Source organism: Staphylococcus sp. LKG3-1 (genome assembly GCF_048568385.1).
Lineage (GTDB): Bacteria > Bacillota > Bacilli > Staphylococcales > Staphylococcaceae > Staphylococcus > Staphylococcus saprophyticus.
Map to the genome: position 1 here is coordinate 2211576 of NZ_CP183796.1, position 24790 is coordinate 2236365.

General features: G+C 40.5%; 12 protein-coding genes, 9 tRNA genes and 7 rRNA genes. 27 read left to right on the forward strand and 1 reads right to left on the reverse strand.

Features of this window, described 5'->3' with window-relative positions:
• Window positions 1-10: 10 nt before the first annotated feature.
• The 27 genes from ACM595_RS10905 (at window position 11) to rrf (ACM595_RS11035) (ending at window position 23090) form a co-directional block, all read left to right on the forward strand.
• Entirely contained in the window at window positions 11-409 is a 399-nt protein-coding gene (locus tag ACM595_RS10905; RefSeq protein WP_011303866.1) for an FtsB family cell division protein, read from the forward strand.
• A gap of 100 nt (window positions 410-509) precedes the next feature.
• Complete coding sequence (locus ACM595_RS10910; RefSeq protein WP_002484195.1) at window positions 510-908, forward strand: S1 domain-containing RNA-binding protein; 399 nt, start codon at window positions 510-512, stop codon at window positions 906-908.
• Window positions 909-1109: 201 nt separating this feature from the next.
• Entirely contained in the window at window positions 1110-2405 is a 1296-nt protein-coding gene (tilS, locus tag ACM595_RS10915; RefSeq protein ID WP_002484194.1) for a tRNA lysidine(34) synthetase TilS, read from the forward strand.
• A gap of 4 nt (window positions 2406-2409) precedes the next feature.
• Window positions 2410-2949 (forward strand): hypoxanthine phosphoribosyltransferase, encoded by a 540-nt coding sequence (hpt, locus tag ACM595_RS10920; RefSeq protein WP_002484193.1) that lies wholly within the window; start codon window positions 2410-2412, stop codon window positions 2947-2949.
• 294 nt (window positions 2950-3243) lie between these two features.
• Window positions 3244-5334, forward strand: a complete 2091-nt coding sequence (gene ftsH / locus ACM595_RS10925; protein ID WP_002484192.1) for an ATP-dependent zinc metalloprotease FtsH — start codon at window positions 3244-3246, stop codon at window positions 5332-5334.
• A gap of 205 nt (window positions 5335-5539) precedes the next feature.
• The gene (gene hslO, locus ACM595_RS10930; protein ID WP_002484191.1) at window positions 5540-6421 is read left to right on the forward strand and encodes an Hsp33 family molecular chaperone HslO; all 882 of its coding nucleotides are present in this window, start codon (window positions 5540-5542) and stop codon (window positions 6419-6421) included.
• 155 nt (window positions 6422-6576) lie between these two features.
• Entirely contained in the window at window positions 6577-7509 is a 933-nt protein-coding gene (gene cysK, locus ACM595_RS10935) for a cysteine synthase A (RefSeq protein WP_002484190.1), read from the forward strand.
• Between the two features lie 221 nt (window positions 7510-7730).
• The gene (gene folP, locus ACM595_RS10940) at window positions 7731-8534 is read left to right on the forward strand and encodes a dihydropteroate synthase (RefSeq protein WP_011303862.1); all 804 of its coding nucleotides are present in this window, start codon (window positions 7731-7733) and stop codon (window positions 8532-8534) included.
• Entirely contained in the window at window positions 8512-8880 is a 369-nt protein-coding gene (gene folB / locus ACM595_RS10945) for a dihydroneopterin aldolase (protein WP_419744298.1), read from the forward strand. Before folP ends, folB begins: the two co-directional genes overlap by 23 nt.
• The gene (folK, locus tag ACM595_RS10950; protein WP_115343930.1) at window positions 8877-9356 is read left to right on the forward strand and encodes a 2-amino-4-hydroxy-6-hydroxymethyldihydropteridine diphosphokinase; all 480 of its coding nucleotides are present in this window, start codon (window positions 8877-8879) and stop codon (window positions 9354-9356) included. The genes folB and folK overlap by 4 nt, the downstream gene beginning before the upstream one ends.
• A gap of 522 nt (window positions 9357-9878) precedes the next feature.
• Window positions 9879-11366, forward strand: a complete 1488-nt coding sequence (gene lysS, locus ACM595_RS10955) for a lysine--tRNA ligase (protein ID WP_011303859.1) — start codon at window positions 9879-9881, stop codon at window positions 11364-11366.
• Between the two features lie 488 nt (window positions 11367-11854).
• Window positions 11855-11969 (forward strand): 5S ribosomal RNA (gene rrf / locus ACM595_RS10960).
• A gap of 24 nt (window positions 11970-11993) precedes the next feature.
• Window positions 11994-12069, forward strand: a tRNA-Val gene (locus ACM595_RS10965).
• A 13-nt stretch (window positions 12070-12082) separates the two neighbouring features.
• Window positions 12083-12158: transfer RNA gene (locus ACM595_RS10970), tRNA-Thr, on the forward strand.
• 6 nt (window positions 12159-12164) lie between these two features.
• A tRNA-Lys gene (locus ACM595_RS10975) sits at window positions 12165-12237 on the forward strand.
• A gap of 14 nt (window positions 12238-12251) precedes the next feature.
• Window positions 12252-12326: transfer RNA gene (locus ACM595_RS10980), tRNA-Gly, on the forward strand.
• Window positions 12327-12334: 8 nt separating this feature from the next.
• Window positions 12335-12423: transfer RNA gene (locus tag ACM595_RS10985), tRNA-Leu, on the forward strand.
• A gap of 13 nt (window positions 12424-12436) precedes the next feature.
• A tRNA-Arg gene (locus tag ACM595_RS10990) sits at window positions 12437-12513 on the forward strand.
• Window positions 12514-12540: 27 nt separating this feature from the next.
• Window positions 12541-12614: transfer RNA gene (locus tag ACM595_RS10995), tRNA-Pro, on the forward strand.
• Window positions 12615-12633: 19 nt separating this feature from the next.
• A tRNA-Ala gene (locus ACM595_RS11000) sits at window positions 12634-12709 on the forward strand.
• A 150-nt stretch (window positions 12710-12859) separates the two neighbouring features.
• Window positions 12860-14412: ribosomal RNA gene (locus ACM595_RS11005) — 16S ribosomal RNA — on the forward strand.
• Window positions 14413-14696: 284 nt separating this feature from the next.
• Window positions 14697-17619, forward strand: a 23S ribosomal RNA gene (locus ACM595_RS11010).
• Window positions 17620-17697: 78 nt separating this feature from the next.
• Window positions 17698-17812 (forward strand): 5S ribosomal RNA (rrf, locus tag ACM595_RS11015).
• A 245-nt stretch (window positions 17813-18057) separates the two neighbouring features.
• A 16S ribosomal RNA gene (locus ACM595_RS11020) occupies window positions 18058-19610 on the forward strand.
• Between the two features lie 99 nt (window positions 19611-19709).
• Window positions 19710-19786, forward strand: a tRNA-Ile gene (locus ACM595_RS11025).
• Between the two features lie 188 nt (window positions 19787-19974).
• A 23S ribosomal RNA gene (locus tag ACM595_RS11030) occupies window positions 19975-22897 on the forward strand.
• A gap of 78 nt (window positions 22898-22975) precedes the next feature.
• Window positions 22976-23090: ribosomal RNA gene (gene rrf, locus ACM595_RS11035) — 5S ribosomal RNA — on the forward strand.
• The 16S, 23S and 5S rRNA genes sit together here with 9 tRNA genes alongside, the layout of an rRNA operon.
• Window positions 23091-23364: 274 nt before the next feature.
• Here rrf (ACM595_RS11035) and ACM595_RS11040 read toward each other — a convergent pair.
• A complete protein-coding gene (locus ACM595_RS11040) occupies window positions 23365-24744 on the reverse strand; it encodes a PLP-dependent aminotransferase family protein (protein ID WP_075340143.1) in 1380 nt (459 codons plus the stop codon).
• Window positions 24745-24790: the final 46 nt, after the last annotated feature.

Below are 24790 nucleotides of genomic sequence, written 5' to 3' on the forward strand. Positions count from 1 at the left end.
GTGGCAAGCATTGAGTAAAAAAGTTGAAAATATCGGAAATACGTTCACCTCTTCTGAAAATAAAAAGAAACAAAAGCAAAAAATGAGAAGACGTGTGATACGCAGACGTATCACTTTGTTTGGTGGGATACTGCTCGCGATTATTATTATTTTGTGTATCATGCTTGTCACTCAAAAGCAAAGTAATAATGACGATGCTGTAGAACGACAACAAAAAGAAGAAAAATATCAAAAGCAACAAGATGAGGAATTAGCATTAAAAGAACAACTTAACAACTTAAATGATAAGAGCTATATAGAAAAAGTAGCAAGAGATGATTACTATTTAAGTAATGATGGAGAAGTTATATTTAAGTTACCGAGTGATAAATCGGATGCAGGTTCAAAATCTTCTAAAGAAGATAAATAGCGAAAATTATTTTTTTGCATCATAATACCATTGTTAATTTATGCAAACAGGCATATAATAAGGTTAAAATCGAAACAAATCGGGAGGATTTATTTACAATATGTCAATCGAAGTAGGAAACAAGCTTAAAGGTAAAGTCACTGGTATTAAAAAGTTTGGCGCTTTCGTCGAACTTCCAGAAGGAAAAAGTGGCTTAGTTCACATAAGTGAAGTTGCAGATAATTACGTTGAAAACGTAGAAGATCATTTATCTGTTGGAGATGAAGTTGAAGTTAAAGTGCTATCTATTGCTGATGACGGTAAAATTAGTCTATCTATTAAAAAAGCAAAAGATCGTCCGCGTAGACCTCAAAGTAAACCTAGTCATAAACAACCACAACCCAAAGGTGAAGACTTTGAAAAGAAATTAACAAACTTCTTAAAAGATAGCGAAGATAAATTAACTTCCATCAAACGTCAAACTGAATCAAGACGCGGTGGCAAAGGCGCTAGACGCTAATAATAGATAATACAACTGTTTTATATATAACTAACTGATTTATTGAGAACAACGTACAATCAATGATTCCAATATTAAGTTTGAGCGTAACAATCTAAGACTGTTTTCTTAATTGAGGAAACAGTCTCTTTTTATTGTAATATGGGATGATTCCAAAGTGATTAGGCTAATTGTTGGAAGATTTAGAGTGAGTGGAGGTAGATGAAGCTGAACGTTAATACTGAGGGTTGGACGAAAGATAAGCACATTGTATTGGCGGTTTCTACAGGTGTTGATAGCATGGTGTTATTACATGAGTTAATCACAAGATTGAAAGATTCATACACAAAATTAACCTGCTTACATGTAAATCACAACATCCGCCCGATAGCGAAGGAAGAAGAATATTTTCTCAAACAATTTTGTAAAGCACATCATGTTGAGCTTTACGTTAAGCACTTAGATTTATCAGATGTTATTGAAAAAGGGAATAGTATTGAAAATGACGCAAGAGTAGCACGTTACCAATGGTTTGATGAGATGATGTATGAATTAAAGGCAGATATCTTACTGACCGCCCATCATCAAGATGATCAGATAGAAACTATTTTTTATCGAGTAATGACTGGACGTTCCACAAGAAGTAGTTTAGGTATGGCTTATCAAACTGCACGCGCATCTTATCAGATATGTAAACCATTATTATCGACAACAAAAAATGAAATTCGTGATTATCAGGTTATGCATCGTGTACCTTATTATGAAGATGAAACAAATACACAAAATCATTATGTGAGAAATGACATTCGTAATCGTATTTTGCCTGAAATAAATGAAAATGCACAACTTGCTACAGATCAATTAATCAAACTAAAAGAGTGGCATGATGAACAACTTGAAGTGATAAATAAAGAAGCCGTCGCATTTATAAAACAGGATATACGTAAAAGTGTTAAAACACAGAAGTATACGATAGCAAGATCACAATTTTTAAATTTAAGGCATAGTGTCAAGATGGCAGTGTTAGATAACCTGTTTGAACAACTTCAAATCACTCGCTCAATAACTGAAAAAACTTATAATGAGTGGTTTCAAAAATTAGAAGGAAATTTGACGCAATGCACATTATACACGACAGATAAATGGATAATTCATATCGCTTATGATAAATTTATAATAATGGCAAATTATGATGTGAAACATTTTCCGATTCAGATTACTCACCCTGGTATATACAACTATAGTCATTATCAAATTGACGTTAAACATGACTTTCCTGTTGGGGACTTTCCGTTAGTTATTCGTACACGAAGAGATGGAGATAAATTCGAGTTGAATGGTATGGAAGGACATAAAAAAATAAGTAGGTTGCTTATTGATCATAAAATCGTTCAATCCGAACGCAATCAATTACCAGTCATGGTTAATGCCCAAAATGAGATTATTGCTGTTGGCACATTATATTTAAAAAATAAATACGAACAATCAATTTTTATACGAGATATGGGAGAGGAATAAAAACATGCGAGATGATTTAAAAGAAATATTATTATCAGAGGAAGATATTCATCAGATTTGTAAAGATTTAGGTGAAGAGATTACACGAGCTTATAATGGGAAACCGCTTGTATGTATCGGCATATTAAAAGGTTCGGTCATGTTTATGGCAGACTTAATAAAATATATTGATACGCATTTAGCTATTGATTTTATGGATGTTTCAAGTTATCACGGTGGCACAGAATCTACTGGAGAAGTTCAAATTTTAAAAGATTTGAGTTCGTCAATTGAAAATAAAGATGTGTTAATTATTGAAGATATTTTAGAAACTGGAACAACATTAAAATCAATCACTGAGTTATTGGAGTCACGTCGTGTTAATTCACTTGAAATTGTAACATTACTTGATAAACCAAATCGTCGTAAAGCTGATATTGAAGCTAAGTACGTTGGTAAAAAGATTCCGGATGAATTTGTGGTTGGATACGGTTTAGATTATGCTGAACACTATCGTAACTTACCGTATATAGGGACACTTAAATCAGAAATTTATTCAAAGTAAGCAATACAATTTTATGAAACTGAAAATTATTATATAATGTAAGTCTAAGCGTAAATATATTAATCAGTATGTCTATGTGTTCGCTTTAAAAAGTATTTTTCATACATAAAACGAACGTGACTTAAATTGTAAAATATTGAATTTTGTAACTTATGTGCACTAGGGACAATTTAAATTTAAAATAGAGCATTGAAAATTGTAAACATAGTACAAAAGTTGAAATACTAGCCGTAAACTCATGTATTGTGTTACAATTTTTGTTAGTTTTATTATTGAAGTAGGAGGAAACGACGCATGCAGAAAGCCTTTCGTAATGTGCTTGTTATCGCAATTATTGGCGTTATAATATTTGGTTTATTTTCATTTTTAAATGGAAATGGTAATATGCCAAAACAACTTACATATAACCAATTTGTGAAACAGCTAGATAAAGGTGATTTAAAATCACTTGAGATACAGCCTGAACAAAATGTATATATGGTAAGCGGTAAAACCAAAGATGATAAAGAATATTCTTCAACTATTTTATATAACAACGATAAAGAATTAGAAAAAATAACTGATAAAGCACAAAACCAAGACGGATTGAAATTTACAGTTAAAGAAGAAGAAAAACAAAGTGTATTTGTAAGTATTCTAACTACACTAATTCCTGTATTAATTATTGCATTATTATTTATTTTCTTCCTAAGCCAAGCTCAAGGTGGCGGCGGCGGTGGCGGTCGTATGATGAACTTTGGTAAGTCCAAAGCTAAAATGTACGATAGCCAGAAGAAACGTGTTCGCTTCTCTGATGTAGCAGGCGCGGATGAAGAGAAACAAGAATTGATTGAAATTGTCGATTTCTTAAAAGACAATAAACAATTTAAACAAATGGGATCAAGAATTCCAAAAGGTGTTTTATTAGTAGGACCTCCAGGTACAGGTAAGACTTTACTTGCACGTGCGGTTGCTGGTGAAGCAGGCACACCATTCTTCTCAATTAGTGGTTCTGACTTCGTTGAGATGTTTGTTGGTGTCGGTGCAAGTCGTGTGCGTGATTTATTTGAAAATGCTAAGAAAAATGCACCATGTATTATTTTCATCGATGAAATTGATGCAGTGGGTCGTCAGCGTGGCGCTGGTGTTGGTGGCGGACACGATGAACGTGAACAAACGCTTAACCAATTACTAGTTGAAATGGACGGATTTGGCGAAAATGAAGGTATCATTATGATTGCCGCTACGAACCGCCCTGATATTTTAGACCCAGCATTATTACGTCCGGGTCGTTTTGATAGACAAATTCAAGTTGGTCGTCCAGATGTTAAAGGACGTGAAGCCATTTTACATGTTCACGCTAAGAACAAGCCACTTGATGAAACAGTAGACTTAAAAGCAGTTTCTCAAAGAACACCAGGCTTCTCTGGTGCAGATTTAGAAAACTTACTTAACGAAGCATCTTTAGTTGCTGTTCGTGAAGGTAAGAAAAAAATCGATATGCGTGATATAGAAGAAGCTACTGACCGTGTTATTGCAGGTCCAGCTAAAAAATCTCGTGTTATTTCAGAAAAAGAACGTAATATTGTTGCCCACCATGAAGCTGGTCATACAATTATTGGTATGGTGCTTGATGAAGCCGAAGTTGTTCATAAAGTAACGATTGTTCCACGTGGACAAGCGGGCGGTTATGCAATGATGTTACCTAAACAAGATCGCTTCTTAATGACCGAACCAGAGTTGCTAGATAAAATTTGTGGCTTACTTGGTGGACGTGTTTCAGAAGATATCAACTTTAATGAAGTTTCTACGGGTGCTTCTAATGACTTTGAACGTGCAACGCAAATTGCGCGTCAAATGGTTACAGAATACGGTATGAGTAAGAAACTTGGACCTATTCAATTCTCAAGCAGTAGCAATGGCCAAGTGTTCTTAGGTAAAGATATGCAAGGTGATCCTGAATACTCTGGACAAATTGCTTATGAAATTGATAAAGAAGTACAACGCATTATTAAAGAACAATATGAGCGTTGTAAAGACATTCTGTTAGAACATAAATCACAATTAATTTTAATTGCTGAATCATTACTAACAGAAGAAACATTAGTTGCTGAACAAATACAATCATTATTCCATGATGGTGTGTTGCCAGAAGTTGACTATGATGGAGCTAAAGTCGTAGAAGAAGACAAAAATGACTTCGAAGATGGTAAATACGGTAAATCATATGAAGATGTGCGTAAAGAACAATTAAATCGTAGTGACGATGATCAAAAAGACGATCATGAAGATGAAGAATCTGGTGACAATGAAAAAGACGGTGAAAATTCAGAGCCAACTGGCCATGAACAAGCACCTGACATTGACAGACCAGGTAATTCAAACGACCCTGATCGTCGAAACTAAAGACTGAATTTTAAACTTCTTTCTGCTATGATACAAATAGTAGAAAGAAGTTTTTTTATGGTTCATATAATTGCAAACAGATGTTTCGCAATTTTTGGTGCGAAAGCTTAAAATAAATTGCGTTATTAAAAAGTAACCCAAAATAGACATGAAAATGAAATGTTTTATAATAAACACAGTTAATATTAAAGGAGAAATTTTAAAAATGACAAATGATTATATAGTTAAAGCTTTAGCTTTTGGAGGACAGATTCGTGCTTACAGTGCCTTGACAACTGAGAGTGTGCAAGAAGCACAAACAAGACATTATACTTGGCCGACTGCTTCTGCAGCACTTGGGCGCACAATGACTGCGACATTAATGATGGGCGCAATGCTAAAAGGAAATCAGAAGTTAACAGTTACAGTAGATGGCCAAGGACCAATTGGCAAAGTTATTGCTGATGCAGACGCTAAAGGAAATGTACGAGGTTATGTCACAAACCCACAAACCCATTTTCCTTTAAATGATCATGGCAAGTTAGATGTTAGCCGTGCAGTAGGAACGAATGGTTCATTAACAGTTGTTAAAGATGTAGGATTGAAAGATTATTTTTCTGGTTCTAGTCCACTTGTTTCAGGTGAACTCGGCGATGATTTCACATACTATTTTGCAAAAAGTGAACAAGTTCCTTCATCAGTAGGATTGGGTGTATTGGTTAATCCAGATAATTCAATTAAAGCTTCTGGAGGATTTTTAATACAAGTTATGCCAGGCGCAGAAGACGAAACGATTAATAAACTAGAAGATGCGATTAATCATATGACACCTGTTTCTAAACTCATTGATCAGGGTTTAACACCTGAAGAATTACTTTTTGAAATATTAGGTGAAGAAAATGTACAAATATTAGAAAATGTTCCAGCACACTTTGAATGTAATTGTGGACATGACAAATTTTTAAATGCGATTAAAGGTTTGGGAGAAGCTGAAATTCAAAATATGATAAATGAGGATCATGGTGCTGAGGCGGAATGTCATTTCTGCAGAAATAAATATCAATTTTCTGAAGAAGAGTTACAGCAATTATTAGATAATATTAAATAAACCCGCTAGAATGAAACTAGACAGATAAGTATGTTAGGTTAAAGTTGGAAGAATAAGTTTTTGCAGTTGTATTTACAGAAAAATCTGATAAAATAGAATGTATATCCGATTGAAAAAGTAGGTTTTAAACTTTTTAACGAAAAGGAGCAATACTTATGACAAATAAACCAGTAGATAACATTGTAGAAGTAATTGGTAACACACCAGTAGTTAAATTAAATAAGGTAGTAGACGAAGACATTGCAGACGTATATGTTAAACTTGAATATCAAAATCCAGGTGGTTCTGTAAAAGATCGTATTGCATTAGCGATGATTGAAGAAGCTGAAAAAGCAGGCAAAATCAAACCAGGTGATACGATTGTTGAACCAACAAGTGGTAACACTGGTATTGGTTTAGCATTTGTTTGTGCTGCTAAAGGTTATAAAGCCGTTTTCACTATGCCTGAAACAATGAGTCAAGAGCGTCGTAATTTATTAAAAGCATATGGCGCAGAATTAGTATTAACGCCTGGTTCAGAAGCTATGAAAGGCGCGATTAAAAAAGCAAAAGAATTAAAAGAAGAACATGGTTATTATGAACCTCAACAATTTGAGAACCCTGCTAATCCTCGTGTTCACGAATTAACAACAGGTCCAGAATTAGTTCAGCAATTTGAAGGTAAAACAATTGATTCATTCTTAGCTGGTGTTGGTACTGGTGGTACATTAAGTGGTGCTGGTAAAGTATTGAAAGAAAACTACCCAGACATTAACTTAGTTGCGATTGAACCAGAAGATTCACCTGTATTAAGTGGTGGCGAACCTGGTCCACATAAACTACAAGGTTTAGGTGCAGGATTTATTCCAGACACTTTAGATGAAAATATCTATGACGAAGTAGTTCAAGTAGGTAATGAAACTGCAATGGACATGGCGCGTAAAGTTGCTAAAGAAGAAGGTATCTTATGTGGTATTTCTTCAGGTGCTGCTATTTATGCGGCTATTGAAAAAGCGAAACAATTAGGAAAAGGTAAAACAGTAGTGACTGTATTACCAAGTAATGGTGAACGTTACCTTTCTACTCCTTTATTCGCATTTGATGACTAATCCAATATAATGTGAAATTGAGCCGGGCACATATAAATGTGCACCGGCTTTTTGTTTTGCAGTGCCTTTTAATATGTTCAAGGATAATGTTAAATTTTAGGTTGGTATATGTATGGATTAAGCGCTGATTACTGAAAAATATAGCAAATAACGTTATTATAGAAATAAGATAACAACTTAAAGATAAAATCATTTTATAAGTGAAAGGAAGCAAAATGATTATGACACATACAAAAATTATGGGCATATTAAACGTTACACCGGATTCATTTTCAGACGGCGGTAAATATAATACAGTCGATCGTGCAGTGAAAAGGGCAGAGGAAATGGTAGAAGAGGGTGTGGATATTATAGATGTTGGTGGTATATCTACAAGACCAGGATTCGAAGAAATTACTGTAGAAGAGGAATTGGACCGTGTATTACCGGTAGTGAAGGCATTGAGTCACTTAGACGTTCAACTATCAATCGATACATATAGAAGTGAAGTAGCAGAAGCAGCGATGAAATTAGGTGCAACGATGATAAATGATCAATGGGCTGGACTAAATGATGCACGTATATTTGATATTGTTGCAAAATACGAGGGAGAAATTGTGTTAATGCACAATGGCGATGGTCAAAGATCAGAACCAGTTGTTGATGAAATGTTAGTGTACTTGCTTAAACAAGCAAATAAAGCTGAAATGGCTGGCATTCCTCAACATAAAGTTTGGCTCGATCCAGGTATTGGGTTTGCAAAAACTAGAGAGGAAGAAAAAGAAGTCATGGCACGATTAGACGAACTTGTAGCTACAGGTTACCCAGTACTATTGGCAACAAGTAGAAAAAGATTTATTAAAGAAATGATTGAGCAAGAGACTACACCTGTTGAACGAGATGAAGCAACAGCTGCTACTACAGCCTATGGTATAATGGAAGGCGTAAAAGCGGTTAGAGTTCATAATGTCGCGCTGAATGTTCGTTTAGGACAAAGCATGGATTATTTAAAGGAGAATGATAATGAGCGACACAATATTTCTTAATGGTATGAGATTTTATAGTTATCATGGTGCGCTACCAGCTGAAAATGAAATTGGCCAAATATTTATCGTTGATATTACGATGAATGTTGATTTGAGCACAGCAGGTCAGTCAGATGATGTTAAGGATACGGTACACTATGGTGAAGTATTTAAAGATGTTAAAGCAATTATGGAAGGTGAGCCGGTAAATTTATTGGAGCATCTAGCGGAACGTATTGCAAAACGTATAAATTCACACTATAATCGTGTAGTGGAAACGAAAGTCAGAATCACTAAAGAGAATCCACCCATACCAGGTCATTATGATGGTGTAGGTGTAGAAATAGTGAGGGAGAGTCGCGCATGACATACGCATATTTAGGTTTAGGAAGTAATGTTGGGGAGCGGTTGACTCAGCTTGAAGCGGCCATATCGATTTTAAATGATAAAGAGGGCATTACAGTTACACAGAAGTCACCGATTTATGAGACGGACCCAGTAGGTTATGTAGATCAACCGCAATTTTTGAATCAATGTATTGAAGTTCAAATCACATTGGAGCCTAACGAATTATTGAAAGCCTGTTTGGATACTGAGCAACAACTACATCGAGTGAGAGATATACGTTGGGGGCCAAGAACCGTAGATGTTGATATCTTATTATATGGAGATCAAATTATTAATGAATCTGAGTTAATAGTGCCACATCCACGTATGTTGGAACGTTCGTTTGTACTTATTCCATTGAATGACATTGCAACGAATGTCATTGAACCTAATTCAAATAAGGAAATAGGGCATTTAGTGATACCAGATGAGTCAGTTAAAAAATATGAATTTTAATAAATGTGCGTAAATGCGTATTTTTGAAGCGGTTATGTGCACGTACATTATATGGATTGAATTTAATGAGTTACTGTCAGTCGTGTGAGTACATGTGGAGCGATTTAGGCATATAAAATATATGCATGCACCCATTGACGTGTATAACTTAGTGCTTTTTATGAAGAACTGCATATGTAACTATCAGTATTTAATCACTGGCCGCGTGTCAGTTGCACGATTATCTATTTGAAATTAAGTATTTATAAGTGAATCAATAAAATTCAGAAAAAAGTTTAAATAACTTTATTCCGTTTGCATCGTCTAGTAGAATTGAAGAGTGAGAAAGTTGGAATGTGAGAAGTACATATGAATGTGTTTAGCTATCCTTAAGGATACTCACTTCTAAGAATAAACAAAGCAGAAAATGTTTTGTTAAGTTGAAATTCGGTAATAAATGATCATTTTTATTTAAATATTTCAATTAGAAGTCCAAGCAATAGAAAGTGAAAGTAGAACAAGAAGCATAAAGGAGAGAAAGTTATGTCAGAAGAAATGAATGACCAAATGCAGGTCCGTCGCCAAAAATTACAAGAACTATATGATTTAGGAATAGATCCATTTGGTCAAAAATTTGATCGTACTTCAATGGCAACCCCATTACATGAAGACTGGGATCAATTTAGCAAAGAAGAATTACATGAAAAAGAAGAAGAAAGTCATGTAAGTATTGCTGGACGTTTAATGACGAAACGCGGAAAAGGTAAAGCGGGCTTTGCACACGTTCAAGATTTAAGTGGTCAAATACAGATTTATGTAAGAAAAGACCAAGTAGGTGAAGATCAATTTGCTATTTGGAATTCTGCAGATCTTGGAGATATAGTAGGCGTGGAAGGCGTAATGTTTAAAACTAACACTGGTGAACTATCAGTTAAAGCACAGTCATTCACTTTATTAACAAAAGCCTTACGTCCACTCCCAGATAAGTTCCATGGCTTACAAGATATAGAACAACGTTATCGTCAGCGTTATTTAGACTTAATTACTAACCAAGATAGTACACAAACATTCATTAAACGTAGTAAAATATTGCAAGAGATGCGTAACTATTTAAATCAACAAGGATTTTTAGAAGTAGAAACACCTATGATGCACCAAATCGCAGGTGGAGCAGCTGCACGTCCTTTCGTTACACATCATAATGCGTTAGACGCTACCTTATATATGAGAATTGCGATTGAATTACATTTGAAACGTTTAATTGTTGGTGGATTAGAAAAAGTTTATGAAATAGGTCGTGTATTTAGAAATGAAGGTGTGTCTACAAGACATAATCCGGAATTTACTATGATTGAATTATATGAAGCTTACGCTGATTATCATGATATTATGGATATTACAGAAAATATGATTAGACATATATCTGAAAAAGTATTAGGGACTGCGAAAGTAACGTATGGAGAAGAAACAATAGATTTAGAATCTAAATGGAAACGAATCCATATGGCCGATGCCGTTAAAGAAGAAACGGGTGTCGACTTCTTCAACATTCAAAGTGACGAAGATGCGAAAATAGCTGCTAAAGAACACGGCATAGAAATTACAGATAATATGAAATATGGTCATATATTAAATGAGTTCTTTGAACAAAAAGTTGAAGAAACACTCATTCAACCAACATTTGTATATGGTCACCCAATTGAAATCTCTCCATTAGCTAAGAAAAATGCGGAAGATCCAAGATTTACAGATCGCTTTGAGTTGTTTATTGTTGGAAGAGAACACGGTAATGCATTTACTGAATTAAATGATCCAATCGATCAAAGAGCAAGATTTGAAGCGCAATTAGTAGAAAAAGAACAAGGCAACGATGAAGCACATGAAATGGATGAAGACTTTATCGAGGCGTTAGAATATGGTATGCCTCCTACAGGTGGATTAGGAATCGGAATTGACAGATTGGTTATGTTACTTACAGATTCTGCCTCTATTAGAGACGTATTACTGTTCCCTTATATGAGACAAAAATAATAGCGATAAATATAATAGAACTGGATCAATCTTTATACATCATATAATTGATGTGTGAAGATTGATCTTTTTTTATGCTATTTACAAGGCGTGTTTATCGCGAATATAATATAACTTAGAAGAAAATCAGTACATGAATTTAATTCTTTAAAGTAATAAGATACATTTAAGTAAGATGCTGCTATAAAAATATAAAAATAAACTGAAAAAAGGATGGAAAAGTCAGTTTCTATATGGTAAGATAGTTCAAGTCGAGTTAAAGAAACGAGATACGGCTTAACAAATGCAACAAAATAATTTAAGTAAATGTTTGAAAAGCTATTGACTTAAATGTTAAAACGTTGTAATATATAAAAGTCGTCAAAAACGAGTTATTACATAACAAATATTCAAGTGAAGATCTTGTAAAGAAAATTTAAAGATAGTGTAAAATTGACCATTGCAAATAATCGTTAAACAATGTATCATTAATTAAGTAAGTTATTTTGTCTGGTGGCAATAGCAAAGAGGTCACACCTGTTCCCATGCCGAACACAGAAGTTAAGCTCTTTAGCGCCGATGGTAGTCGGACTTACGTTCCGCAAGAGTAGGACGTTGCCAGGCTTAGTAATCGAATTGATTTTATGTGGAGGATTAGCTCAGCTGGGAGAGCATCTGCCTTACAAGCAGAGGGTCGGCGGTTCGAACCCGTCATCCTCCACCATTTCAAATGAATAGCCGGCCTAGCTCAACTGGTAGAGCAACTGACTTGTAATCAGTAGGTTGGGGGTTCAAGTCCTCTGGCCGGCACCATTTCATGAGCCATTAGCTCAGTTGGTAGAGCATCTGACTTTTAATCAGAGGGTCAGTGGTTCGAGCCCACTATGGCTCATCCAGTTTCATTTTGCAGAAGTAGTTCAGCGGTAGAATACGACCTTGCCAAGGTCGGGGTCGCGGGTTCGAATCCCGTCTTCTGCTCCATTATTTTTGCCGGGGTGGCGGAACTGGCAGACGCACAGGACTTAAAATCCTGCGATAAGTGATTATCGTACCGGTTCGATTCCGGTCCTCGGCACCATCATTTTAATATAGCGCCCGTAGCTCAACTGGATAGAGTACTTGACTACGAATCAAGAGGTTACAGGTTCGACCCCTGTCGGGCGCACCATTTTAAAATGCATGTTAATTATATATACGGGAAGTAGCTCAGCTTGGTAGAGCACTTGGTTTGGGACCAAGGGGTCGCAGGTTCGAATCCTGTCTTCCCGACTCTTTTTGAAAATAGTATGGGGGCTTAGCTCAGCTGGGAGAGCGCCTGCTTTGCACGCAGGAGGTCAGCGGTTCGATCCCGCTAGTCTCCACCATATTGATTATTATTGAAGAAATGAACATTGAAAACTGAATTGCAATATGTCAACGTTAATTCCGAACGCAACATTAAATTGTTGGTTCAAAACAAGTGTTAGAGATAACACAAATTAGTATTTTATGAGCTAATCAAACATCATAATTCATTTATGGAGAGTTTGATCCTGGCTCAGGATGAACGCTGGCGGCGTGCCTAATACATGCAAGTCGAGCGAACAGATAAGGAGCTTGCTCCTTTGACGTTAGCGGCGGACGGGTGAGTAACACGTGGGTAACCTACCTATAAGACTGGGATAACTTCGGGAAACCGGAGCTAATACCGGATAACATTTGGAACCGCATGGTTCTAAAGTGAAAGATGGTTTTGCTATCACTTATAGATGGACCCGCGCCGTATTAGCTAGTTGGTAAGGTAACGGCTTACCAAGGCGACGATACGTAGCCGACCTGAGAGGGTGATCGGCCACACTGGAACTGAGACACGGTCCAGACTCCTACGGGAGGCAGCAGTAGGGAATCTTCCGCAATGGGCGAAAGCCTGACGGAGCAACGCCGCGTGAGTGATGAAGGGTTTCGGCTCGTAAAACTCTGTTATTAGGGAAGAACAAACGTGTAAGTAACTGTGCATGTCTTGACGGTACCTAATCAGAAAGCCACGGCTAACTACGTGCCAGCAGCCGCGGTAATACGTAGGTGGCAAGCGTTATCCGGAATTATTGGGCGTAAAGCGCGCGTAGGCGGTTTCTTAAGTCTGATGTGAAAGCCCACGGCTCAACCGTGGAGGGTCATTGGAAACTGGGAAACTTGAGTGCAGAAGAGGAAAGTGGAATTCCATGTGTAGCGGTGAAATGCGCAGAGATATGGAGGAACACCAGTGGCGAAGGCGACTTTCTGGTCTGTAACTGACGCTGATGTGCGAAAGCGTGGGGATCAAACAGGATTAGATACCCTGGTAGTCCACGCCGTAAACGATGAGTGCTAAGTGTTAGGGGGTTTCCGCCCCTTAGTGCTGCAGCTAACGCATTAAGCACTCCGCCTGGGGAGTACGACCGCAAGGTTGAAACTCAAAGGAATTGACGGGGACCCGCACAAGCGGTGGAGCATGTGGTTTAATTCGAAGCAACGCGAAGAACCTTACCAAATCTTGACATCCTTTGAAAACTCTAGAGATAGAGCCTTCCCCTTCGGGGGACAAAGTGACAGGTGGTGCATGGTTGTCGTCAGCTCGTGTCGTGAGATGTTGGGTTAAGTCCCGCAACGAGCGCAACCCTTAAGCTTAGTTGCCATCATTAAGTTGGGCACTCTAGGTTGACTGCCGGTGACAAACCGGAGGAAGGTGGGGATGACGTCAAATCATCATGCCCCTTATGATTTGGGCTACACACGTGCTACAATGGACAATACAAAGGGCAGCTAAACCGCGAGGTCATGCAAATCCCATAAAGTTGTTCTCAGTTCGGATTGTAGTCTGCAACTCGACTACATGAAGCTGGAATCGCTAGTAATCGTAGATCAGCATGCTACGGTGAATACGTTCCCGGGTCTTGTACACACCGCCCGTCACACCACGAGAGTTTGTAACACCCGAAGCCGGTGGAGTAACCATTTATGGAGCTAGCCGTCGAAGGTGGGACAAATGATTGGGGTGAAGTCGTAACAAGGTAGCCGTATCGGAAGGTGCGGCTGGATCACCTCCTTTCTAAGGATATATTCGGAACATCTTCTTACGAAGATGCAGGAATAACATTGACATATTGTATTCAGTTTTGAATGCTCATTGGAGTATTCATTGCATTATTTTGTACATTGAAAACTAGATAAGTAAGTAAAATTTATGATTTTACCAAGCAAAACCGAGTGAATTAGAGTTTTTTAACAAGCTTTGAATTCAAAAAGAAATAATCGCTAGTGTTCGAAAGAACACTCACAGATTAATAACATTTTGGGTTTTCAACCGACTTGTTCGTGTTGAAAGTCAAAAAAGATTAAGTTATTAAGGGCGCACGGTGGATGCCTTGGCACTAGAAGCCGACGAAGGACGTTACTAACGACGATATGCTTTGGGGAGCTGTAAGTAAGCTTTGATCCAGAGATTTCCGAATGGGGAAACCCAGCACGAGTTATGTCGTGTTATCGATATGTGAATACATAGCATATCTGAAGGCAGACGCGGAGAACTGAAACATCTTAGTACCCGCAGGAAGAGAAAGAAAAATCGATTCCCTGAGTAGCGGCGAGCGAAACGGGAAGAGCCCAAACCAACGAGCTTGCTTGTTGGGGTTGTAGGACACTCTATACGGAGTTACAAAAGAACAGACTAGACGAATCATCTGGAAAGATGAATCAAAGAAGGTAATAATCCTGTAGTCGAAAGTTTGTTCACTCTTGAGTGGATCCTGAGTACGACGGAACACGAGAAATTCCGTCGGAATCTGGGAGGACCATCTCCCAAGGCTAAATACTCTCTAGTGACCGATAGTGAACCAGTACCGTGAGGGAAAGGTGAAAAGTACCCCGGAAGGGGAGTGAAATAGAACTTGAAACCGTGTGCTTACAAGTAGTCAGAGCCCGTTAATGGGTGATGGCGTGCCTTTTGTAGAATGAACCGGCGAGTTACGATTTGATGCAAGGTTAAGCAGTGAATGTGGAGCCGTAGCGAAAGCGAGTCTGAATAGGGCGTTGAGTATTTGGTCGTAGACCCGAAACCAGGTGATCTACCCATGACCAGGTTGAAGTTCAGGTAACACTGAATGGAGGACCGAACCGACTTACGTTGAAAAGTGAGCGGATGAGTTGTGGGTAGCGGAGAAATTCCAATCGAACCTGGAGATAGCTGGTTCTCTCCGAAATAGCTTTAGGGCTAGCCTCAAGTGATGATTATTGGAGGTAGAGCACTGTTTGGACGAGGGGCCCTTATCGGGTTACCGAATTCAGACAAACTCCGAATGCCAATCAATTTAACTTGGGAGTCAGAACGCGGGTGATAAGGTCCGTGTTCGAAAGGGAAACAGCCCAGACCACCAGCTAAGGTCCCAAAATATATGTTAAGTGGAAAAGGATGTGGCGTTGCCCAGACAACTAGGATGTTGGCTTAGAAGCAGCCATCATTTAAAGAGTGCGTAATAGCTCACTAGTCGAGTGACACTGCGCCGAAAATGTACCGGGGCTAAACATATTACCGAAGCTGTGGATTGTCCGTAAGGACAATGGTAGGAGAGCGTTCTAAGGGCGTTGAAGCATGATCGCAAGGACATGTGGAGCGCTTAGAAGTGAGAATGCCGGTGTGAGTAGCGAAAGACGGGTGAGAATCCCGTCCACCGATTGACTAAGGTTTCCAGAGGAAGGCTCGTCCGCTCTGGGTTAGTCGGGTCCTAAGCTGAGGCCGATAGGCGTAGGCGATGGATAACAGGTTGATATTCCTGTACCACCATTATTCGTTTTAAGCGATGGGGGGACGCAGTAGGATAGGCGAAGCGTACGATTGGATTGTACGTCCAAGCAGTGAGATTGAGTGTTAGGCAAATCCGGCACTCTTAAGATTGAGCTGTGATGGGGAGAGGAAATTGTTTCCTCGAGTCGTTGATTTCACACTGCCAAGAAAAGCCTCTAGCTAGAATTGTGGTGCCCGTACCGCAAACCGACACAGGTAGTCAAGATGAGAATTCTAAGGTGAGCGAGCGAACTCTCGTTAAGGAACTCGGCAAAATGACCCCGTAACTTCGGGAGAAGGGGTGCTCTTTAGGGTTAACGCCCAGGAGAGCCGCAGTGAATAGGCCCAAGCGACTGTTTATCAAAAACACAGGTCTCTGCTAAACCGTAAGGTGATGTATAGGGGCTGACGCCTGCCCGGTGCTGGAAGGTTAAGAGGAGTGGTTAGCTTCTGCGAAGCTACGAATCGAAGCCCCAGTAAACGGCGGCCGTAACTATAACGGTCCTAAGGTAGCGAAATTCCTTGTCGGGTAAGTTCCGACCCGCACGAAAGGCGTAACGATTTGGGCACTGTCTCAACGAGAGACTCGGTGAAATCATAGTACCTGTGAAGATGCAGGTTACCCGCGACAGGACGGAAAGACCCCGTGGAGCTTTACTGTAGTCTGATATTGAAATTCGGCACAGCTTGTACAGGATAGGTAGGAGCCTGAGATACGTGAGCGCTAGCTTACGTGGAGGCGTTGGTGGGATACTACCCTCGCTGTGTTGGATTTCTAACCCGCACCATTTATCATGGTGGGAGACAGTGTCAGATGGGCAGTTTGACTGGGGCGGTCGCCTCCTAAAGAGTAACGGAGGCGCTCAAAGGTTTCCTCAGAATGGTTGGAAATCATTCATAGAGTGTAAAGGCATAAGGAAGCTTGACTGCGAGACTTACAAGTCGAGCAGGGTCGAAAGACGGACTTAGTGATCCGGTGGTTCCGCATGGAAGGGCCATCGCTCAACGGATAAAAGCTACCCCGGGGATAACAGGCTTATCTCCCCCAAGAGTTCACATCGACGGGGAGGTTTGGCACCTCGATGTCGGCTCATCGCATCCTGGGGCTGTAGTCGGTCCCAAGGGTTGGGCTGTTCGCCCATTAAAGCGGTACGCGAGCTGGGTTCAGAACGTCGTGAGACAGTTCGGTCCCTATCCGTCGTGGGCGTAGGAAATTTGAGAGGAGCTGTCCTTAGTACGAGAGGACCGGGATGGACATACCTCTGGTGTACCAGTTGTCGTGCCAACGGCATCGCTGGGTAGCTATGTATGGACGGGATAAGTGCTGAAAGCATCTAAGCATGAAGCCCCCCTCAAGATGAGATTTCCCAACTTCGGTTATAAGATCCCTCAAAGATGATGAGGTTAATAGGTTCGAGGTGGAAGCATAGCGATATGTGCAGCTGACGAATACTAATCGATCGAAGACTTAATCAAATTTTAAATGTTTTGTTTGGTTGAATCATATTTTACTTACTATCTAGTTTTGAATGTATAATTTCATACATTTCATTGTCTGGTGACAATGGCAAGGAGGTCACACCTGTTCCCATGCCGAACACAGAAGTTAAGCTCCTTAGCGCCGATGGTAGTCGGACTTACGTTCCGCAAGAGTAGGACGTTGCCAGGCAATTCCATTTTGACCTTTGGGTCGTTTTTTTATGGAAGTTTTAACAAAATAAATTTGAAAAAGTTCTTGACTTTATAAGTCAAAGCGAGTAAAATTAATTCTTGTGATTGAAGAAATGAACATTGAAAACTGAATTGCAATATGTCAACGTTAATTCCGAACGCAACATTAAATTGTTGGTTCAAAACAAGTGTTAGAGATAACACAAATTAGTATTTTATGAGCTAATCAAACATCATAATTCATTTATGGAGAGTTTGATCCTGGCTCAGGATGAACGCTGGCGGCGTGCCTAATACATGCAAGTCGAGCGAACAGATAAGGAGCTTGCTCCTTTGACGTTAGCGGCGGACGGGTGAGTAACACGTGGGTAACCTACCTATAAGACTGGGATAACTTCGGGAAACCGGAGCTAATACCGGATAACATTTGGAACCGCATGGTTCTAAAGTGAAAGATGGTTTTGCTATCACTTATAGATGGACCCGCGCCGTATTAGCTAGTTGGTAAGGTAACGGCTTACCAAGGCGACGATACGTAGCCGACCTGAGAGGGTGATCGGCCACACTGGAACTGAGACACGGTCCAGACTCCTACGGGAGGCAGCAGTAGGGAATCTTCCGCAATGGGCGAAAGCCTGACGGAGCAACGCCGCGTGAGTGATGAAGGGTTTCGGCTCGTAAAACTCTGTTATTAGGGAAGAACAAACGTGTAAGTAACTGTGCATGTCTTGACGGTACCTAATCAGAAAGCCACGGCTAACTACGTGCCAGCAGCCGCGGTAATACGTAGGTGGCAAGCGTTATCCGGAATTATTGGGCGTAAAGCGCGCGTAGGCGGTTTCTTAAGTCTGATGTGAAAGCCCACGGCTCAACCGTGGAGGGTCATTGGAAACTGGGAAACTTGAGTGCAGAAGAGGAAAGTGGAATTCCATGTGTAGCGGTGAAATGCGCAGAGATATGGAGGAACACCAGTGGCGAAGGCGACTTTCTGGTCTGTAACTGACGCTGATGTGCGAAAGCGTGGGGATCAAACAGGATTAGATACCCTGGTAGTCCACGCCGTAAACGATGAGTGCTAAGTGTTAGGGGGTTTCCGCCCCTTAGTGCTGCAGCTAACGCATTAAGCACTCCGCCTGGGGAGTACGACCGCAAGGTTGAAACTCAAAGGAATTGACGGGGACCCGCACAAGCGGTGGAGCATGTGGTTTAATTCGAAGCAACGCGAAGAACCTTACCAAATCTTGACATCCTTTGAAAACTCTAGAGATAGAGCCTTCCCCTTCGGGGGACAAAGTGACAGGTGGTGCATGGTTGTCGTCAGCTCGTGTCGTGAGATGTTGGGTTAAGTCCCGCAACGAGCGCAACCCTTAAGCTTAGTTGCCATCATTAAGTTGGGCACTCTAGGTTGACTGCCGGTGACAAACCGGAGGAAGGTGGGGATGACGTCAAATCATCATGCCCCTTATGATTTGGGCTACACACGTGCTACAATGGACAATACAAAGGGCAGCTAAACCGCGAGGTCATGCAAATCCCATAAAGTTGTTCTCAGTTCGGATTGTAGTCTGCAACTCGACTACATGAAGCTGGAATCGCTAGTAATCGTAGATCAGCATGCTACGGTGAATACGTTCCCGGGTCTTGTACACACCGCCCGTCACACCACGAGAGTTTGTAACACCCGAAGCCGGTGGAGTAACCATTTATGGAGCTAGCCGTCGAAGGTGGGACAAATGATTGGGGTGAAGTCGTAACAAGGTAGCCGTATCGGAAGGTGCGGCTGGATCACCTCCTTTCTAAGGATATATTCGGAACATCTTCTTACGAAGATGCAGGAATAACATTGACATATTGTATTCAGTTTTGAATGCTCATTGGAGTATTCAAAAATAAATGGGCCTATAGCTCAGCTGGTTAGAGCGCACGCCTGATAAGCGTGAGGTCGGTGGTTCGAGTCCACTTAGGCCCACCATTTTTTGTACATTGAAAACTAGATAAGTAAGTAAAATTTATGATTTTACCATGCAAAACCGAGTGAATTAGAGTTTTTTAACAAGCTTTGAATTCAAAAAGAAATAATCGCTAGTGTTCGAAAGAACACTCACAGATTAATAACATTTTGGGTTTTCAACCGACTTGTTCGTGTTGAAAGTCAAAAAAGATTAAGTTATTAAGGGCGCACGGTGGATGCCTTGGCACTAGAAGCCGACGAAGGACGTTACTAACGACGATATGCTTTGGGGAGCTGTAAGTAAGCTTTGATCCAGAGATTTCCGAATGGGGAAACCCAGCACGAGTTATGTCGTGTTATCGATATGTGAATACATAGCATATCTGAAGGCAGACGCGGAGAACTGAAACATCTTAGTACCCGCAGGAAGAGAAAGAAAAATCGATTCCCTGAGTAGCGGCGAGCGAAACGGGAAGAGCCCAAACCAACGAGCTTGCTTGTTGGGGTTGTAGGACACTCTATACGGAGTTACAAAAGAACAGACTAGACGAATCATCTGGAAAGATGAATCAAAGAAGGTAATAATCCTGTAGTCGAAAGTTTGTTCACTCTTGAGTGGATCCTGAGTACGACGGAACACGAGAAATTCCGTCGGAATCTGGGAGGACCATCTCCCAAGGCTAAATACTCTCTAGTGACCGATAGTGAACCAGTACCGTGAGGGAAAGGTGAAAAGTACCCCGGAAGGGGAGTGAAATAGAACTTGAAACCGTGTGCTTACAAGTAGTCAGAGCCCGTTAATGGGTGATGGCGTGCCTTTTGTAGAATGAACCGGCGAGTTACGATTTGATGCAAGGTTAAGCAGTGAATGTGGAGCCGTAGCGAAAGCGAGTCTGAATAGGGCGTTGAGTATTTGGTCGTAGACCCGAAACCAGGTGATCTACCCATGACCAGGTTGAAGTTCAGGTAACACTGAATGGAGGACCGAACCGACTTACGTTGAAAAGTGAGCGGATGAGTTGTGGGTAGCGGAGAAATTCCAATCGAACCTGGAGATAGCTGGTTCTCTCCGAAATAGCTTTAGGGCTAGCCTCAAGTGATGATTATTGGAGGTAGAGCACTGTTTGGACGAGGGGCCCTTATCGGGTTACCGAATTCAGACAAACTCCGAATGCCAATCAATTTAACTTGGGAGTCAGAACGCGGGTGATAAGGTCCGTGTTCGAAAGGGAAACAGCCCAGACCACCAGCTAAGGTCCCAAAATATATGTTAAGTGGAAAAGGATGTGGCGTTGCCCAGACAACTAGGATGTTGGCTTAGAAGCAGCCATCATTTAAAGAGTGCGTAATAGCTCACTAGTCGAGTGACACTGCGCCGAAAATGTACCGGGGCTAAACATATTACCGAAGCTGTGGATTGTCCGTAAGGACAATGGTAGGAGAGCGTTCTAAGGGCGTTGAAGCATGATCGCAAGGACATGTGGAGCGCTTAGAAGTGAGAATGCCGGTGTGAGTAGCGAAAGACGGGTGAGAATCCCGTCCACCGATTGACTAAGGTTTCCAGAGGAAGGCTCGTCCGCTCTGGGTTAGTCGGGTCCTAAGCTGAGGCCGATAGGCGTAGGCGATGGATAACAGGTTGATATTCCTGTACCACCATTATTCGTTTTAAGCGATGGGGGGACGCAGTAGGATAGGCGAAGCGTACGATTGGATTGTACGTCCAAGCAGTGAGATTGAGTGTTAGGCAAATCCGGCACTCTTAAGATTGAGCTGTGATGGGGAGAGGAAATTGTTTCCTCGAGTCGTTGATTTCACACTGCCAAGAAAAGCCTCTAGCTAGAATTGTGGTGCCCGTACCGCAAACCGACACAGGTAGTCAAGATGAGAATTCTAAGGTGAGCGAGCGAACTCTCGTTAAGGAACTCGGCAAAATGACCCCGTAACTTCGGGAGAAGGGGTGCTCTTTAGGGTTAACGCCCAGGAGAGCCGCAGTGAATAGGCCCAAGCGACTGTTTATCAAAAACACAGGTCTCTGCTAAACCGTAAGGTGATGTATAGGGGCTGACGCCTGCCCGGTGCTGGAAGGTTAAGAGGAGTGGTTAGCTTCTGCGAAGCTACGAATCGAAGCCCCAGTAAACGGCGGCCGTAACTATAACGGTCCTAAGGTAGCGAAATTCCTTGTCGGGTAAGTTCCGACCCGCACGAAAGGCGTAACGATTTGGGCACTGTCTCAACGAGAGACTCGGTGAAATCATAGTACCTGTGAAGATGCAGGTTACCCGCGACAGGACGGAAAGACCCCGTGGAGCTTTACTGTAGTCTGATATTGAAATTCGGCACAGCTTGTACAGGATAGGTAGGAGCCTGAGATACGTGAGCGCTAGCTTACGTGGAGGCGTTGGTGGGATACTACCCTCGCTGTGTTGGATTTCTAACCCGCACCATTTATCATGGTGGGAGACAGTGTCAGATGGGCAGTTTGACTGGGGCGGTCGCCTCCTAAAGAGTAACGGAGGCGCTCAAAGGTTTCCTCAGAATGGTTGGAAATCATTCATAGAGTGTAAAGGCATAAGGAAGCTTGACTGCGAGACTTACAAGTCGAGCAGGGTCGAAAGACGGACTTAGTGATCCGGTGGTTCCGCATGGAAGGGCCATCGCTCAACGGATAAAAGCTACCCCGGGGATAACAGGCTTATCTCCCCCAAGAGTTCACATCGACGGGGAGGTTTGGCACCTCGATGTCGGCTCATCGCATCCTGGGGCTGTAGTCGGTCCCAAGGGTTGGGCTGTTCGCCCATTAAAGCGGTACGCGAGCTGGGTTCAGAACGTCGTGAGACAGTTCGGTCCCTATCCGTCGTGGGCGTAGGAAATTTGAGAGGAGCTGTCCTTAGTACGAGAGGACCGGGATGGACATACCTCTGGTGTACCAGTTGTCGTGCCAACGGCATCGCTGGGTAGCTATGTATGGACGGGATAAGTGCTGAAAGCATCTAAGCATGAAGCCCCCCTCAAGATGAGATTTCCCAACTTCGGTTATAAGATCCCTCAAAGATGATGAGGTTAATAGGTTCGAGGTGGAAGCATAGCGATATGTGCAGCTGACGAATACTAATCGATCGAAGACTTAATCAAATTTTAAATGTTTTGTTTGGTTGAATCATATTTTACTTACTATCTAGTTTTGAATGTATAATTTCATACATTTCATTGTCTGGTGACAATGGCAAGGAGGTCACACCTGTTCCCATGCCGAACACAGAAGTTAAGCTCCTTAGCGCCGATGGTAGTCGGACTTACGTTCCGCAAGAGTAGGACGTTGCCAGGCAATCAGAGACCCAAGCGGGTCTCTTTTTTTATGTTAAAAAAGCTTAACTTCCAGTTCGAAGAACTGAAAAACCTAAAATAAGCTATTATGAGAAAGCGTTTGAAGCTGACGAACTGAGCAAAAGACGAAGCGAGCTACAAGTTAATTTCGAATAAACAAGTGCTAAAGCACTTGCATAAGTGTTACTAATTTCAATAAATTGAAAAGTAACACTTTATCGAAATGGTGAAAAAAATGTTAGGGAAATTTGAGCAATAAAAAATTAATAATCATATTATAGACATAGACTATTTATTAATGCGTTGGTATGATCATTTAATTCTGAAAAGGGTATCCCTCCAAAACCTAAAATAAATTTCACAGATGTTTGGTTTTTATCATAGTGATAAAAAGGTAGAATTTTCAATTGGTTGTTTGCAGCGTTTTTAAGGCACTGATCCATTGAATAGCCGTTTTTTACAGTTAAAGTGAAGTGCATGCCAGCAAGTGCACCATCTATTTGTAATTGATCTTCATACGGTTTTAGTTTTTCTAGAATGAATTTTAGTTTTCTGCTATATACTTTTCTCATTTTGTTAAGATGCCTTTCGAAACTACCTGATTCCATAAAATTAGCTACTATTTTTTGTAAATGTGCAGGTACGGTGTTACCTTCTTTGTTTTTTAAATGTTCATATTGTGCTAACAATTTTTTTGGTAAAACTAAATAAGCTATTCTACAACTTGGGAAAAGGGATTTAGAAAATGTACTTATATAGATCACTTTGTCTTTGGTATCTAAACTCTGTAACGCAGGTATTGGTTTTCCGAAGTAACGAAATTCGGAATCGTAGTCATCTTCAATAATATATCTATATTCATTTTGATGTGCCCAATTTATAAGTTGGGTTCTTTTTTTTAAATTCATTACGTAGCCTGTAGGGAACTGGTGAGACGGTGTGACATAGGCAATATTATTATTGGTTTGGCTAAAATAGTTTAAGTCAATCCCTGTTTTATTAACAGGTGTCTGAAGATAAGGGATTTGCTTCTTATCGAGTACTTGTTTGATTGGTGGGTAACTTGGGTTTTCAATAATAAACTGTTCTTTACTTAACATATCTGTGAGCAAATTAATAAGCTGTTCTGTTGAGGAACCAATGATAATTTGCTCTGGATGACAAGTAACACCACGACTGTTAAAAAGGTAATGAGCGATTTCTTGACGCAATGACCACTCTCCTTTGGGATTTGTGTGTTGTAGTAAACCGAGTTGATCATCTTCAAAGACATCACGTGCATACTTTCTAAATTGCAGCATGGGAAAGTATTCGGCATCAATTTCAGATAGATTAAAAGCATATTGATATGATTGGTCATTATGACGATTGTTAGAAATCATGTCTAAAGATGGTCCATTTAACTGACTATGATTTCTTTTAATGATAGGTAATGTTTCAATATCTGAAACGAAATAACCAGAACGTGGTTTGGAATATATATAGCCTTCATCTAATAAAAATTGATACGCGTGCTCGATTGTTGTATTACTTACGGATAAATGTTGGCCAAGGGCACGTTTAGAAGGAAATTTATCACCAGATTGATATTGTCCTTCTATAATTTGTTGCTTCAAGTTTTCATATAATTCTATATATAGATGTCGTTTTTCCATAAAATCTGACCCCTTAAATTATTTTGGAATTGTACCTTTTTAAATA

What these genes read in the sequence shown, in the direction of transcription:
- ACM595_RS11040 (WP_075340143.1), bottom strand. Translation starts at nt 24,744, where the DNA reads ATGGAAAAACGACATCTATATATAGAATTATATGAAAACTTGAAGCAA.
- lysS (WP_011303859.1), top strand. Translation starts at nt 9,879, where the DNA reads ATGTCAGAAGAAATGAATGACCAAATGCAGGTCCGTCGCCAAAAATTA.
- folP (WP_011303862.1), top strand. Translation starts at nt 7,731, where the DNA reads ATGACACATACAAAAATTATGGGCATATTAAACGTTACACCGGATTCA.
- folB (WP_419744298.1), top strand. Translation starts at nt 8,512, where the DNA reads ATGAGCGACACAATATTTCTTAATGGTATGAGATTTTATAGTTATCAT.
- hpt (WP_002484193.1), top strand. Translation starts at nt 2,410, where the DNA reads ATGCGAGATGATTTAAAAGAAATATTATTATCAGAGGAAGATATTCAT.
- hslO (WP_002484191.1), top strand. Translation starts at nt 5,540, where the DNA reads ATGACAAATGATTATATAGTTAAAGCTTTAGCTTTTGGAGGACAGATT.
- ftsH (WP_002484192.1), top strand. Translation starts at nt 3,244, where the DNA reads ATGCAGAAAGCCTTTCGTAATGTGCTTGTTATCGCAATTATTGGCGTT.
- tilS (WP_002484194.1), top strand. Translation starts at nt 1,110, where the DNA reads ATGAAGCTGAACGTTAATACTGAGGGTTGGACGAAAGATAAGCACATT.
- cysK (WP_002484190.1), top strand. Translation starts at nt 6,577, where the DNA reads ATGACAAATAAACCAGTAGATAACATTGTAGAAGTAATTGGTAACACA.
- ACM595_RS10910 (WP_002484195.1), top strand. Translation starts at nt 510, where the DNA reads ATGTCAATCGAAGTAGGAAACAAGCTTAAAGGTAAAGTCACTGGTATT.
- folK (WP_115343930.1), top strand. Translation starts at nt 8,877, where the DNA reads ATGACATACGCATATTTAGGTTTAGGAAGTAATGTTGGGGAGCGGTTG.